Origin of the sequence: Sphingomonas sp. 35-24ZXX (assembly GCF_000786215.1) — a bacterium.
In the GTDB taxonomy this organism is placed as follows: domain Bacteria; phylum Pseudomonadota; class Alphaproteobacteria; order Sphingomonadales; family Sphingomonadaceae; genus Blastomonas.
Window position 1 is genome coordinate 781,109 of the sequence record NZ_JROG01000004.1, and the last position, 14,205, is coordinate 795,313.

16 protein-coding genes are annotated in these 14,205 nt (G+C 64.2%); 11 read left to right on the forward strand and 5 right to left on the reverse strand.

Features of this window, described 5'->3' with window-relative positions:
* Positions 1-20 precede the first annotated feature (20 nt).
* The 3 genes from LI72_RS11835 (at position 21) to proC (ending at position 1,854) form a co-directional block, all read left to right on the forward strand.
* Complete coding sequence (locus LI72_RS11835) at positions 21-290, forward strand: accessory factor UbiK family protein (protein ID WP_033926352.1); 270 nt, start codon at positions 21-23, stop codon at positions 288-290.
* Positions 291-409: 119 nt separating this feature from the next.
* On the forward strand, positions 410-937 hold the full coding sequence (locus LI72_RS11840) for a YbjN domain-containing protein (protein WP_052129764.1): 528 nt from the start codon (positions 410-412) through the stop codon (positions 935-937).
* Positions 938-1,050: 113 nt separating this feature from the next.
* On the forward strand, positions 1,051-1,854 hold the full coding sequence (gene proC, locus LI72_RS11845; protein WP_033926000.1) for a pyrroline-5-carboxylate reductase: 804 nt from the start codon (positions 1,051-1,053) through the stop codon (positions 1,852-1,854).
* Here proC and LI72_RS11850 read toward each other — a convergent pair.
* The 3 genes from LI72_RS11850 to LI72_RS11860 are packed head-to-tail and all read right to left on the reverse strand — an operon-like array spanning position 1,848 to position 3,959.
* Complete coding sequence (locus tag LI72_RS11850) at positions 1,848-2,414, reverse strand: GrpB family protein (protein WP_231562452.1); 567 nt, start codon at positions 2,412-2,414, stop codon at positions 1,848-1,850. The two genes, proC and LI72_RS11850, sit on opposite strands and share 7 nt — an antisense overlap.
* Positions 2,372-3,241, reverse strand: coding sequence for an LOG family protein (locus tag LI72_RS11855; protein WP_033926001.1), 870 nt, complete (start codon positions 3,239-3,241; stop codon positions 2,372-2,374). The genes LI72_RS11850 and LI72_RS11855 overlap by 43 nt, the downstream gene beginning before the upstream one ends.
* A gap of 25 nt (positions 3,242-3,266) precedes the next feature.
* The gene (locus tag LI72_RS11860; protein ID WP_052129824.1) at positions 3,267-3,959 is read right to left on the reverse strand and encodes an extensin family protein; all 693 of its coding nucleotides are present in this window, start codon (positions 3,957-3,959) and stop codon (positions 3,267-3,269) included.
* 368 nt (positions 3,960-4,327) lie between these two features.
* Between LI72_RS11860 and LI72_RS11865 the strand changes: the two genes are divergently transcribed.
* From LI72_RS11865 to serA, 4 genes are all read left to right on the forward strand, one after another.
* Complete coding sequence (locus LI72_RS11865) at positions 4,328-4,933, forward strand: sulfite oxidase heme-binding subunit YedZ (protein WP_033926002.1); 606 nt, start codon at positions 4,328-4,330, stop codon at positions 4,931-4,933.
* 16 nt (positions 4,934-4,949) lie between these two features.
* Positions 4,950-5,261, forward strand: a complete 312-nt coding sequence (locus tag LI72_RS11870; protein WP_231562453.1) for a PepSY domain-containing protein — start codon at positions 4,950-4,952, stop codon at positions 5,259-5,261.
* A gap of 154 nt (positions 5,262-5,415) precedes the next feature.
* Positions 5,416-6,573, forward strand: coding sequence for a phosphoserine transaminase (locus LI72_RS11875; protein ID WP_033926004.1), 1,158 nt, complete (start codon positions 5,416-5,418; stop codon positions 6,571-6,573).
* Between the two features lie 129 nt (positions 6,574-6,702).
* Entirely contained in the window at positions 6,703-8,289 is a 1,587-nt protein-coding gene (gene serA / locus LI72_RS11880; protein WP_033926005.1) for a phosphoglycerate dehydrogenase, read from the forward strand.
* Between the two features lie 58 nt (positions 8,290-8,347).
* Here the strand turns inward: serA and LI72_RS11885 are convergent, their stop codons facing one another.
* Both LI72_RS11885 and LI72_RS11890 read right to left on the reverse strand, forming a co-directional pair.
* Positions 8,348-8,809: a PilZ domain-containing protein gene (locus tag LI72_RS11885; protein ID WP_033926006.1), complete on the reverse strand. Its 462-nt coding sequence runs from the start codon at positions 8,807-8,809 to the stop codon at positions 8,348-8,350.
* Between the two features lie 83 nt (positions 8,810-8,892).
* Positions 8,893-9,336, reverse strand: coding sequence for a winged helix DNA-binding protein (locus LI72_RS11890; RefSeq protein ID WP_197051884.1), 444 nt, complete (start codon positions 9,334-9,336; stop codon positions 8,893-8,895).
* A 251-nt stretch (positions 9,337-9,587) separates the two neighbouring features.
* Between LI72_RS11890 and LI72_RS11895 the strand changes: the two genes are divergently transcribed.
* The 4 genes from LI72_RS11895 (at position 9,588) to LI72_RS20640 (ending at position 14,185) form a co-directional block, all read left to right on the forward strand.
* Entirely contained in the window at positions 9,588-10,469 is an 882-nt protein-coding gene (locus tag LI72_RS11895; RefSeq protein ID WP_033926356.1) for an HpcH/HpaI aldolase/citrate lyase family protein, read from the forward strand.
* A 110-nt stretch (positions 10,470-10,579) separates the two neighbouring features.
* Positions 10,580-13,159 carry an ATP-dependent chaperone ClpB gene (gene clpB, locus LI72_RS11900; protein WP_033926008.1) on the forward strand — a complete coding sequence of 860 codons (2,580 nt, stop codon included), beginning with the start codon at positions 10,580-10,582 and terminating at the stop codon, positions 13,157-13,159.
* A gap of 169 nt (positions 13,160-13,328) precedes the next feature.
* Complete coding sequence (ccmC, locus tag LI72_RS11905) at positions 13,329-14,060, forward strand: heme ABC transporter permease CcmC (protein WP_033926009.1); 732 nt, start codon at positions 13,329-13,331, stop codon at positions 14,058-14,060.
* Positions 14,057-14,185, forward strand: a complete 129-nt coding sequence (locus LI72_RS20640) for a hypothetical protein (RefSeq protein WP_269429436.1) — start codon at positions 14,057-14,059, stop codon at positions 14,183-14,185. Before ccmC ends, LI72_RS20640 begins: the two co-directional genes overlap by 4 nt.
* Positions 14,186-14,205 lie beyond the last annotated feature (20 nt).

Consider the following 14,205-nt stretch of genomic DNA (forward strand, 5'->3'; position numbering starts at 1 on the left):
GCCTCTCCAAGGAGCCCATCATGCAGAACAAGTCCGAATTTGGCGGCGATTTCGCAAAGTTCATCAATGGCCTCGCTGGCACCGTCGCCGGCATGAGCCGTGAAGCGGGCGAAAGCGCGCGCGAGCGTACCCGCGAGTGGATCGCCGGGCTCGATTTCGTCAGCCGCGAGGAATTCGAGGCGGTCAAGGAAATGGCCGCGAAGGCGCGCGAAGAGGCTGACAGCCTGGCGGCGCGCCTGGCTGCACTGGAAGCCGCAATGGCAACCAAGGGTGCTGCGGGCAGCGAATAAGGCGTTCATACACTGTCTTTATCCACAGTTTTTGAACAGACTTCGCCACATCACGGCCCGCGCTGCGCCGTGGGGGCATTGCGCGCAGCCAGGCAACGGGTCATTTTGACCGCAGTGCCATGGGGCGCGAAAGGACATTTTACGTGAACGAACAGCAGCTTGATCTGGACCGGGAGGAAGCAGCCCCGGTCGATATGCTCGCAGCGCTGTTCGAAGCGCGCGGCTGGCCATGCGAAATGGTCGGCGAGGACGAGCTCCTGACCGAGGTCAAGGGCAGCTGGACCAGCTACCAGCTGCGCGCGATCTGGCGGCACGAGGACAATGTCCTGCAGTTGCTGGCCATGCCCGATATCCGCGTGCCCGACGACAAGTTTGCGGTGATCTGCGAGGCGCTTGCGCTCATCAACGAGCAGCTTTGGCTGGGCCATTTCGATATCTGGTCGAACAGCGGCGTGGTGCTGTATCGCAACGGCATGATGCTCGGCAGCGATGCGATGCTGGGGCTGGACCAGGCCCAGCTGGCTGTGGAAGCTGCGATCGATGAGTGCGACCGCTTCTATCCCGTCTTCCAGTTCATCCTCTGGGGCGACAAGACCCCGCAGGAAGCGCTGGCCGCAGCACTGATCGATACCCAGGGCGAGGCCTGAGGGTCCTGGCAGCATAGCCACTTCAGCCGCGTTTCCGACCGAAGTCGAGGGACGTACGCGCGACGGTTGCCCATCAGGTCCCTCGACTTCACTCGGGACATACGGAGTTTCTTGTGTCGGGCGTCTTTCCCCAATCTCTATTGGTCATCGGATCGGGCAACATGGCAGGCGCGATGCTGCGCGGCTGGTTTGCGCAAGGCCTTGCGCCCGCCAGCGTCACGATCGTCGACCCGTCACCGCGTGACCTGCCCGAAGGTGTGCGCCACCTGACCGCCATTGATGCCTCCATCGCCGCGCCCGATTGGCTGCTGCTCGGCATCAAGCCGCAGATGCTGGGCGATGTCGCGCCGCAGTTGGCCACAATCGACCTTTCGGGCACGCTGCTGGTCTCGATGCTCGCCGGTATCGAAATCGCAAGCCTGGCAAGGGCCGTGCCGACGGTACGCGCGATTGCCCGGATCATGCCCAACATGGCGGTGGGCATCGGCCAGTCGGTGACCGCGCTCTATGCCGATGCGCTGGATCAGCCGGACCGTGAACGGCTCGAATCGCTGTTCGCGATGCTCGGCACCGCCGAATGGCTGACGGACGAATCGCAGATGCACCTCGTCACCGCCTTGAGCGGATCGGGCCCGGCCTATCTGTTCCGGTTCATCGATGCGCTGGGCAAGGGTGCGGTAGCGCTCGGCATGGCGGAAGACCAGGCCGCGCGCTTTGCGATGGCAATGGTGGTTGGCTCGGCCGAGCTGGCCCATGTCTCGTCCGAATCGCCGGCTGAACTCGCCGAACGCGTCGCCAGTCCTGGCGGCACCACCCGCGCCGCGCTCAACGTGTTCGACGCGGATGATGTGTTGGACCGCCTTGTCGGCGAGGCGATGGCGGCAGCGGCCCAGCGCAGCGTCGAGCTGGGTCAGTAACCGCCGCGTTCCGCGGACCACGCGAGCGCTTCGGCCTCGGTCGCCAGAACGAAAGGACCCTTGCGCTCGACATAATGATCGGGGTCGGCCGCGAGCCGCTGCTTGAGCGCGTCATAGTCCGCCGCCCTGGCCGGATGCGCGCGCAGATAGTCGCGAAAGGCGAGGTGACGCACGACGTGCGGCGATCCCTGGGCGAAGGCATGAAGATGATGGATGCGGGTCCCTGCCGCGTCCTCCTTGCGGAAATAGCGGCGTCCGGGGATACCGAACTCTCCCATCGCCTGATAGCCCAGCGCCACCAGAGCGGGCGCTGCCTGGTCCAGATCAGCCAGATCGCGCACCTCTGCCAGCATGTCGATGATCGGCTTGGCCAGAATGTCTGGAATGGCCGTGCTGCCGATATGGTGCAAAGCGATCAGCGGACCCTCCAGGGCCGCGCCGATCGCTTGTGCTTCAGCCGTAAACGCTCTGGCCCATGCGGGATCGTGCGGCACGACCAGCATCGCCCGCGCTTCGCTTACGAACAGGGCAGGTCGTAGAAGCTCCGGATCTTGTCCCACGCCTCGTCGGCGGTTTCGACAAAGCTGAACAGCTGAAGGTTGCTCGCCGAGATCACACCCTCTTCGGCCAAAGCCTCGAAGTTGACGACGCGGTTCCAGAATTCCCGGCCGAACAGCATGATCGGGATCGGCGCCATCTTGCCGGTCTGGATCAGCGTGAGCAATTCGAAGAATTCGTCGAACGTCCCGAAGCCGCCGGGGAACACCGCGACCGCGCGGGCGCGCAGCAGGAAGTGCATCTTGCGCAGCGCGAAATAGTGGAACTGGAAAGACAGGTGCGGGGTGACGAAACGGTTGGGCGCCTGCTCGTGCGGCAGCACGATGTTGAGGCCGATCGAATCCTTGCCGACATCGGCTGCACCGCGGTTGGCAGCTTCCATGATCGATGGGCCGCCGCCCGAGCAGACGACGAACTGGCGCTTGCCGTCTTCTTCGACGCCGCATTCGCTGGCGAGTGCGGCGAGCTTGCGGGCTTCGTCATAATATTTCGCCTTGGCGACCAGCCGTTCGGCGACGGTCTTTTCCTCGGGCGTGCGGGCTGCCTCGACCAGGCCTTCGGTCTTGTCGGGCGAAGGGATGCGCGCCGATCCGTAGATCACCAGCGTCGATCCGATGCCGGCCTCTTCCAGCAGCATCTCGGTCTTGAGCAGTTCCAGCTGGAAGCGCACCGGGCGCAGCTCCTGGCGCAGCAGGAATTCGGTATCACCAAAGGCCAGCCGGTAGGCGGGGTCCTGGGTCTGGGGGGTGTCGTGCACCGCAGCTTCAGCGGTACGGGCGTCTTCGGCGGCGGGACGAAACCGCGGCTCGGTCAGTTCTTTCTTGGTCATCTCCCGCAATTAATGAGCCGATCGCCTATCGGCAATAGCCTTGGCCGCTCATGTCGACATGCAGGTGGTCGCGATGCGCCGCGTTATAGTCGGGGCCCAGCACCGTGCCGAAGCGCTTGCAGGCGCTGGAGTGGATCGTGCGCAGAAAGGCGCGCTCCTGGTTCGATCCGTTCCACCCCTGCTTGACGCTGATCCGGCGGCCGTCAGCCAGCACGAAAGCGGCAATATCGATCGCATTGGCGTGCGCGTGCTGCGAAAGCTTGAGCGAGCCTGCAATGTTGCGACAGGCATAGCTGCCCATCGTCTCGATCTTCACCAGCGGGCTGCCCAGCATCTGCTCGGCGGCGCGAGCGATGCCGTATTGCGCCCATCCGGCGAAGCGCTGCGCGAGTTCGCAGCGCACGGGGCCGATGTTGCTGATCGCCAGTTCGGCGCGCCCACGGCCGATATCGGTCAGGCCGATGGTCGACAGGCGCACGCTGCCCAGCTGCGAACAGCCCGCGCCGAAGGTCTGGTCCGGCACGGGGGTGAAGCGCACCTGCGCCTTGGCGAGCTGGTTGATGCACTGCCGGGTTTCGGCTGCCGGCGGCGGGGGCAGGGCGGCCGTGCTGGTGCTGCTGCGCGCGGGCGGCTGAGCGGGTGCGCGCGACAGGCCTCGGCCCTCGGGCAGCATCGAGCAGCCGGCGAGCAGCACCGTCAGCGCCGCGACCAGTGCCATGCGTTGCAGCTCGGGCGATTCGAAATGGCTGTGAAAACGCGGATCGACGCGGCGCGCGGCCGACCTGTGCCGTTGGTGCCAGCTGCCTGTCGCAACCGGGAACGGCGCGCCGATCGCGGCGGGTCCGTCTGCTGCGGGCAGATCCAGCCCGCCCATCGGAACGGAGGGTGGGCAGGCCATGGCCGCAGCTTCGGGGGGGTGGACGCGTTCGGACATGGTGATTGTGTTACACGGTGAACTTTAACCCTGCCGTGCCGAGCTTGGTTAACGCGCTGTTAGGGGCTGCAAGCCCGGCATTGCGCGGACTTTGCGATAGGGGTACCGCTTGGCGCGACGAATGAAGCGTCCATCACCAACGGATCGGCAACATGCTGCGATTGATCAATGTGCATCCTTTTTTCTGGCTGGTGCTGGCCGTTCCTGCCTTGGGAATGATCGCGGGATTCGCACAGGACCCGGTCACCGCGTTCGATCTCATCCACCCCAGCGGCGAATTTTCGGTGCGGTTCATGATCATCGCGATGATGATCTCGCCCCTGCGCGCGGTGCTGGGGCGCCGTCGGTGGCTCGACTGGCTGCTCGCCCGCCGCCGGGCACTGGGCGTGGCGGCATGCGGCTATGGCGTGCTGCACCTGGCCTTTTATCTGTATGACATGGGCGACTGGGCGATGATTGCCGAAGAGGCGCTGATCTTCAGCATCTGGACCGGCTATGCCGCGCTGGTGATATTCATCGCGATGGGGCTCACCAGCAACAACGCCTCGCAGCGCGCATTGCGGGCGAACTGGAAGCGGCTGCAGCGGCTGGTGTATCCAGCAGCATTGCTGATCGCTTTGCACTGGGTCTATGTTGATGGCGAGATCATGGGGATGGTGGTGCATTTCGTTCCGCTGCTCGTCCTGGAAACAGCCCGGATCATCCTTATGTTAAAGCGTCGTTCAGTGCGGGGGCGCAAAGAGGCGCTCACTGGATAGAGAAGAGGGATCAATTATGAAATTTGCTCAGGCGATGCTGGCGGTTGCCGCAGCCACGGCGATGCAGTTTTCGGCAAGCCCGGAAGCCGCTGCGACCGGCAAGATGAAGTGCGACTCGGGTCCGCAGACGACCTGGAAGAGCCGCACCGACCTCGAGGCGAAGCTCAAAAAGGATGGCTGGACGGTCAAGAAGTCCAAGGTCGATGGCGGTTGCTACGAAGTCTATGGCGTGACCCCCGAAGGCCAGAATGTCGAAGCCTATTTCCACCCGGTCACGATGGAAAAGCTGCTGGTTTCTCAGCGTGGCAAGGTAATTTTCAAGAAGTGATGATGGCGCCGCCCTGTGCTTTTGTTGCACCGGGCGGCGCGATTGCGAACCCGTCGGCCATTTGGTGATTGCCATCCTTGCAATTCATCTCTAACGCCATCGACGGGCCACGCGGTCCCAACGCCGCGCGTGCTCTCTGTAAGGAGAGACTGACATGACTGATACTGTTGGCGCGAGCACTGCCGTGCTCGCCAAAAAACCTGCAACCCTGCCTGCTCGGCCGTATTTTTCTTCCGGCCCCTGCGCCAAGCCTCCGGGCTGGGCGCCGCAAGCGCTTGCCACCGAATCGCTGGGACGCTCGCACCGCTCGAAGATCGGCAAGGCGCGTCTGCAATATTGCATCGATCTGATGCGCGAGCTGCTCAAGCTCCCCGACACTCACCGCATCGGCATCGTGCCCGGGTCCGACACCGGCGCCTATGAAATGGCGATGTGGACCATGCTGGGCGCACGCCCGGTGACTGCACTTGCCTGGGAAAGCTTCGGCGAAGGCTGGGTGACCGATGCCGCCAAGCAGCTCAAGCTCGATCCGACCATCGTGCGCGCCGATTACGGCCATCTGCCCGATCTGGCGGCCGTCGACTGGTCCAACGATGTGCTGTTCACCTGGAACGGCACCACCTCGGGCGCGCGCGTTCCCAATGGCGACTGGATCGCAGACGACCGCGAGGGCCTGAGCTTCGCCGACGCCACCAGCGCGGTGTTCGCGTATGACCTGCCGTGGGACAAGATCGACGTCGCCACCTTCAGCTGGCAGAAAGTGCTCGGCGGCGAGGGCGCGCATGGCGTGATCATCCTCGGCCCCCGCGCGGTCGAGCGGCTCGAAACCTATACGCCCGCATGGCCGCTGCCCAAGGTGTTCCGTCTGGTTTCCAAGGGCAAGCTGGCCGAAGGCGTGTTCAAGGGCGAGACGATCAACACGCCGTCGATGCTGGCCGTAGAAGACGCGATTTTCGCGCTCGAATGGGGCAAGTCCATCGGCGGTGCCGAAGGCATGGTCGCCCGCAGCAACGCCAATGCCGCAGCGCTGGACGCCATCGTCCAGGCACGCCCATGGCTGGGCCATCTTGCGCCCGACCCCGCGACCCGTTCGACCACCAGCGTCTGCCTGACGGTCGAAGGCGCGGACGAAGCCTTCATCAAGGCCTTTGCCGGTCTGCTCGAAAAGGAAGGCGCGGCGTTCGACATCGCAGGCTATCGCGATGCTCCCCCGGGCCTTCGCATCTGGTGCGGTGCCACGGTCGATACCGCCGATATCGAGGCGCTCGGCCCCTGGCTCGACTGGGCCTATTCCGAGCTGACTTCCAAGTGATTTGAACCGGGTTCCCCGCCAAGGCGGGGACTCATCTCCTGCGGCCGTGTGAAGTGCACGGTTTCGGATATGGGCCCTCGCCTGCGCCGGTGACCCGCACACCATTTTTCCGACAAAAGGAATCCCCACATGCCCAAAGTTCTTATCTCCGACAAAATGGACCCAAAAGCCGCGCAGATCTTCCGCGAGCGCGGCTGCGAAGTCGATGTCATTACCGGCCAGACGCCAGAGGAGCTCGCTGGCATCATCGGCCAGTATGATGGCCTCGCCATCCGCTCATCGACCAAGGTGACCAAGGCGATCCTCGATGCCGCCACCAACCTCAAGGTCGTTGGCCGCGCCGGGATCGGTGTCGACAATGTCGATATTCCGGCGGCTTCGGCCAAGGGCGTGGTCGTGATGAACACCCCGTTCGGCAACTCGATCACCACCGCAGAACACGCCATCGCGCTGATGTTCGCGCTCGCCCGCCAGCTGCCCGAGGCCGATGCCTCGACTCAGGCCGGTAAGTGGGAAAAGAACCGTTTCATGGGGGTCGAACTGACCGCCAAGACCCTGGGTCTGATCGGTGCGGGCAACATCGGTTCGATCGTCGCCGATCGCGCGCTCGGGCTGAAGATGAAGGTGGTCGCGTTCGATCCGTTCCTGACGCCCGAACGCGCGGTGGAGCTCGGCATCGAGAAGGTCACGCTCGACGAGCTGCTGGCGCGCGCCGACTTCATCACGCTGCACACCCCGCTGACTGATCAGACCCGCAACATCCTCAGCAAGGACGCGCTGGCGAAGACCAAGAAGGGTGTGCGCATCATCAACTGCGCACGTGGCGGACTGATCGACGAGGCGGCGCTCAAGGAAGCGCTGGATTCGGGCCAGGTCGCAGGCGCCGCGCTCGACGTGTTCGCCACCGAACCTGCCACCGACAGCCCGCTGTTCGGCACCCCCAATTTCGTCTCGACCCCGCATCTGGGCGCATCGACCAGCGAAGCGCAGGTCAATGTCGCGATCCAGGTCGCCGAACAGATGGCCGATTATCTGGTCAAGGGCGGCGTCACCAATGCGCTCAACATGCCCAGCCTGTCGGCGGAGCAGGCGCCCAAGCTGCGCCCCTATATGGCGCTCGCCACCAATCTTGGCCTGCTGGTGGGTCAGCTCGAAAGCGACCGCGTCAAGAGCATCGCCATCGAAGTCGAAGGCGCTGCGGCCGAGCTCGACATGAAGCCGATCACCGCCGCGGTGCTCGCCGGGTTCATGCGCGCCTTCAGCAGCTCAGTGAACATGGTCAACGCGCCGTTCCTCGCCAAGGACCGCGGACTCGACGTGCGCGAGGTGCGTCACGACCGTGAGGGTGATTACCACACTCTCGTGCGCGTATCGGTGGCGACCGAAGATGGCGAGCGCTCGGTGGCCGGCACCCTGTTCGGCAACGCGACCCCGCGTCTGGTCGAGATCTACGGCATCAAGATCGAGGCCGATCTCGATGGCCACATGCTCTACATCGTCAACCGCGACGAGCCCGGCTTCATCGGTCGTCTGGGATCGACGCTGGGCGAGGCCAATGTCAACATCGCGACCTTCCATCTGGGCCGCCGCGAGGCGCGCGCAGGCGGCGAGGCGGTGCTGCTGCTGTCGCTCGATGGCGCAGTGGAAGAGCCGGTCCTGTGGAAGCTGTGCCAGCTTGCAGGTGTGAAGAAGGTGAAGAGCCTGAAGTTCGACTGACGCCTTCGGGTTTGAAAAGGGGCTCGCCGCTGTGCCGATTGGCCGCGGCGGGCCATTTTCATTTGTCGCGGCGGACCATCGATATGGTCGGACGGTAGGTGCTCTGCATCGGCTTGAACCGCGTGAATACGTGGTTTTCCAGCGGCTTGTTGACCTTGCTGTCCCAGTTTCCGCTGTTGAACGACAGATTTTCGAGCTGCTTGGTGTCGATCCGGAGATCGGATGTCAGCTGCGCCCCGAACTGGCCGTTGCGCACCCAGCGCACTTCGGCCTCGAAACGGCCAAGCCCGGGCCGGTCGATCTCGATCACGTCACCGGCGACCAGCGGCGCACCGCAACGGCCGCCCAGGCCTCCGCTCGAGATATCGCGAATGACGCCGTCTGCGCTGCCGAAGCGTTCGTGGAATATGGTGACCTTCATCAGGCGATGCACGCGCGCTTCGCGTGTCGGCATCGCGTCACCGCCGCTTGGCGCGGCGATATCGACGTGATCAGTCAGTCCCTTTTTGCCGAATGCCATGGTGCGTGTTTCCTCACGTCACCACTCGTAATCAAAAACCCTTAAATCGAGGTAAAATCGGCAGCCTCGATCGGTGGCGGGGGTCAGGACGGATCGAACCGGTCGAGATACTGGTCAAACTGCGATTCGCCCAAGCTGGTCAGCGACACCCGCGTCCTGCGCCGGTCGGAGCGATCGGGCACCATTTCGGCATAGCCCTTTTCGCGCAGCTGGTGGATCAGCCGAAGGGCGGTGCTTTCCGGCGCATCGCTCATCAGGCACAGGTCGCTCATCGACAGCTGATTACCGCTGCGCTTGGCCGCGAGCAGCGCGATCAGCATGTCCCACAGCGGGTTGCGCAGCTTGAGGCCGGGAAAGCTGCTGGAGCGCAGCCGGCTCGATTGCTGCTCGCGCATGATCAGCCGCATCTTGCGGTCGGCATCCTGTGCGGTGTTGCGCGCTGTATCGGCAACCGTGGTCTCGGTGCGAATAGGCCGATGCCAAGCAGTGGCGGCCCGCGCGGTAGTATCTCTGGCTAATGATTTCACGTGCATACCCCTGTGGTCGAATACGCGCCCTGTTGGCCAAATTTTCCGTCAATCTGACGCGACCGGATTGGCCGCAAAACCGCGGTTGGCTCTCTGTGAGACATTTCTTGCAGTATCTTCAATCAGTTACTACCCCAGTTTTTAGGGGATGATGCACGATTTGCTGTCCCTTTGCGCCGTGCGCCAACGGCGGTAGAAGGCAGGGGCCGGGGTGATGGACCCCGTGCGGTGACCGAACGAGACCGATGATCATGGATGTCCCTCTTTCAATGCGATCGTGGCTATTCGCCCCTGGCGACAGCGAAAAGAAGATGGCCAAGGCCGCAGACAGTGCCGCCGACATGGTGCTTTTCGATCTGGAGGATGCGGTCGCCCCCGATGCCAAGCCAGCCGCGCGGCAGATGGTCCACGATTTGCTGGTGCAGCGCGCCGAGGGTCGCGCCCGGCTTTGGGTGCGCGTCAACCCGCTCGACGGACCGCACACGCTGAGCGATCTGGTCGCCGTGATGCCCGCCCGGCCGGGCGGCATCATGCTGCCCAAGGCTGAGGGCCGGCAGGATGTCGAGCGGCTGGATCACTATCTTTCGGCGCTGGAGGTGGCCAATAGCATCCCCGCTGGGTCCACCCCGGTGATCGCGCTGGTGACCGAAACCGCCGGATCGATGTTCCACACCGGTGATTACCAGGGCTCGCCGCGGCTGGTCGCGATGAGCTGGGGCGCCGAAGACCTCGCCGATTCGATCGGGGCGAGCAGCAATCGCAATGCCGATGGCAGCTATGGCTTTACCTATGAACTGGCGCGCAGCCTGTGCCTGCTGGGTGCGGCGCGTGCCGGCGTGGCGGCGATCGAGACGATCCAGGGCGACTTTCGCGATCTGGAGGGGCTGAAGGCCCGCGCCGAAAAGGTGCGGCGCGACGGGTTTGCCGGCATGCTCGCCATCCACCCTGCGCAAGTCGATGTGATCAATGCGGCGTTCACCCCCAGCGAGGAGGAGGTCGCCGAGGCTCAGGCGATCGTAGACCTGTTTGCCGCCAACCCCGGGGTCGGGACGATCGGCCACAAGGGCGGCATGCTCGACCGCCCGCATCTGTCGCGCGCGCAGCAGCTTCTGGCGCAGGTCGGGCGTCGCTGATCCGGCATGCGCGGCGCGGTGTTGCAAAAACAGCTGCGCCGTCCTCTTGCGTTGCAAAGATGCAACACTATGTCTGATCGGCAAGGGCTAGATAGGGTGGAGAAACTCCCATGAACCTCGAGAAATTTACCGACCGCGCCAAGGGCTTCCTGCAATCGGCGCAGACTGTTGCCATCCGCATGAGCCATCAGCGGATCAGCCCCGAACATATCCTGAAAGCGCTGCTGGAGGATTCAGAAGGCATGGCTGCCGGCCTGATCCAGCGCGCCGGTGGCAATGCCCCTGTTGCGGTGCAGGAAGTCGACAGTCTTCTTGCCAAGGTGCCTGCGGTCTCGGGCGGCGGCGCGCAGCAGACGCCGGGCCTCGACAATGACGCGGTGCGGCTGCTGGACAGCGCCGAGCAGGTCGCCAGCAAGGCCGGTGACAGCTTTGTCACCGTCGAACGGCTGCTGCTGGCGATCGCGCTTGCCAAGGGCACCAAGGCGGGCGATGCGCTCGCCAAGGCTGGCCTGACCCCTGAGGCGCTCAACACCGCGATCAACGAATTGCGCAAGGGCCGCGCGGCCAACTCGGCCAGCGCCGAAGAGAGCTATGAAGCGATGAACAAATATGCCCGCGACCTCACCGAGGTGGCGCGCGAGGGCAAACTCGACCCCGTCATCGGCCGCGACGAAGAGATTCGCCGTACGGTGCAGATCCTCGCTCGGCGGACCAAGAACAATCCCGTGCTGATCGGCGAGCCCGGCGTGGGCAAGACCGCGATCGCCGAGGGCCTGGCGCTGCGCATCGCCAATGGCGATGTGCCCGACAGCCTCAAGGACCGCCGCCTGATGGCGCTCGACATGGGCGCGCTGATTGCGGGCGCAAAATATCGCGGCGAGTTCGAGGAGCGGCTCAAGGCGGTGCTCGACGAGGTCAAGGGCGCCGATGGCGAGATCATCCTGTTCATCGACGAGATGCACACCCTGGTCGGCGCGGGCAAGGGCGAGGGGGCGATGGATGCCTCGAACCTCTTGAAGCCTGCGCTGGCGCGCGGCGAACTGCACTGCATCGGCGCGACCACGCTCGATGAATATCAGAAGCATGTCGAAAAGGACCCCGCGCTGCAGCGGCGGTTCCAGCCGGTGTTCGTCGGCGAGCCCAATGTCGAGGACACGATCTCGATCCTGCGCGGCCTGAAGGAAAAATACGAACTGCACCATGGCGTGACGATCACCGACAATGCGCTTGTCGCGGCGGCAACGCTGTCGAATCGCTATATCTCGGACCGCTTTCTGCCCGACAAGGCGATCGACCTCATGGACGAGGCCGCCAGCCGCATCCGCATGGAAGTGGAGAGCAAGCCCGAGGAGATCGAGGGGCTCGATCGGCGCATCATCCAGCTCAAGATCGAGGCATCGGCACTGGGCAAGGAGAGCGACGCTGCGTCGAAGGATCGGCTCGTCAATCTTCAGAAGGAACTTGCCGAGCTTGAGCAGCAGTCGACCGAGCTGACCACGCGTTGGCAAGGCGAAAAGGACAAGATCCACGCCGAGACGAAGCTCAAGGAAGAGCTCGACGGTCTGCGCATCGAGCTGGAGCAGGCGCAGCGCAACGGCGACCTCGCGCGCGCGGGCGAACTGTCCTACGGCCGCATTCCCGAGCTGGAACGCAAGCTGGCCGAGGCGGTCTCTTTGACCGAAGGCGCGATGCTGCGCGAAAAGGTGACCGAGGACGATATCGCTGCCGTCGTCAGCAAGTGGACCGGCATTCCGATGGAGCGCATGCTCGCGGGCGAGCGCGAGAAGCTGCTCAAGATGGAAGAGCATATCGGCAAAAGGGTGATCGGCCAGCAGGCGGCGGTCGAGGCGGTGGCCAAGGCGGTGCGCCGGTCGCGTGCGGGTCTGCAGGACCCCAACCGTCCGCTCGGCAGCTTCCTGTTTCTGGGCCCCACGGGTGTCGGCAAGACCGAGCTGACACGCGCGCTGGCAGGCTTCCTGTTCGATGACGACAACGCGATGGTGCGTATCGACATGAGCGAATTCATGGAGAAGCACGCGGTCGCGCGGCTGATCGGCGCGCCTCCGGGCTATGTCGGATACGAGGAAGGCGGCGTGCTGACCGAAGCGGTGCGGCGCCGGCCTTATCAGGTCGTGCTGTTCGACGAGGTCGAAAAGGCGCATCCTGACGTGTTCAACGTGCTGCTGCAGGTGCTCGACGATGGCCGCCTGACCGATGGCCAGGGCCGCACGGTCGATTTTTCGAACACGCTGATCATCCTGACTTCGAATCTGGGCAGCCAGTATCTTGCCGGGATGACCGAGGACCAGAAGGTCAAGGATGTCGAGCCGCAGGTGATGGAGGTCGTGCGCGGGCACTTCCGCCCCGAATTTCTCAACCGGCTGGACGAGATCATCCTGTTCCACCGGCTTGGCGAAGAGCACATGGCCCCGATCGTCGACATCCAGGTCGCGCGCGTCGCCCGTCTGCTCAAGGATCGCAAGATCACCATCGATCTTTCGGACAGCGCGAAGAAGTGGCTGGGCCGCGTCGGATACGATCCGGTGTACGGCGCGCGTCCGCTGAAACGGGCGATCCAGAAATATCTGCAGGATGCGCTCGCGGACAAGCTGCTGCGCGGCGAGATTCCCGATGGATCGACGGTCAAGGTCACCGATGGCGATGGTCAGCTCGAGCTGGCCGTAGAGTAACTCTGCATTCCCCCCTCCCGGCGAGGGAGGGGGAACAGGTTTTCCCGGGGCGCAGATGGCATGTCTGCAGGCCGCCCCACGCAAAATCCCTTGAGGCCGTGGGCGCATCGTGGCAACAAGGGACGACGCCGATATGCCTCGGCGCAAGGAAGCTGACGCACTTTTGCTCATGCACGGTTTTGCCAACCCTACGCGCTTTCTGTCGATAGCCCGCCCGCTCACTCCGGCGTTGATGGTCACAGGTGTGATCATGGTCGCCATTGCCCTGTTCCTGGGCCTTTTCAACGCGCCTGCCGACCGGCTGATGGGCGATACGGTGCGCATCCTGTACATTCACGTGCCCGCCGCCTGGCTGGGCATGGCGGGCTGGACCAGCATTGCCATCGCCAGCCTGGTCGAGCTGGTCTGGCGGCATCCGCTCGCGGGAATCGCCGCGCGCGCCTCCGCTCTGCCCGGCGCCTTCTTCTGCGCGCTCTGCCTTGCGACCGGATCGATCTGGGCGCGGCCGACCTGGGGCACATGGTGGGTGTGGGACGGCCGGCTGACCTCGATGCTGGTCCTGCTGTTCCTGTACCTCGGCTACATGGCGCTGGCGGATGCGAGCCAGAAGGACGCTGCGGCCGGACGCACCGGAACAGGCCGTGTCGCCGCGATCTTCGGTCTCGTCGGCGCGGTCAACGTGCCGATCATCAACCGGTCGGTGGTGTGGTGGAACAGCCTGCACCAGCCGGCCAGCATCACCATGGGCAAATCCGCCATCGATCCTGCGTTCCTGTGGCCTCTGGGCATGGCGGTGATCGGCTTTTCGCTGATCTTCGGCGCGATCGTGCTGATGCGCATGCGCACCCTGCTCGCCGATATCCGTATCGAGGCGCGGATGCGCAGGCTGGCTGCCGCATGACCCAGTGGCATTATGTCGTCATGGCCTATGCCCTTGGCATTGGCGGCAGCATCGGCCTGATCGGCTATTGCTGGATGGCCCTGAAACGCGCAGAAGCGCGGCTCGACGCGCTCAAGCGCAAGTAAACCGGACACCCCCCAATGCC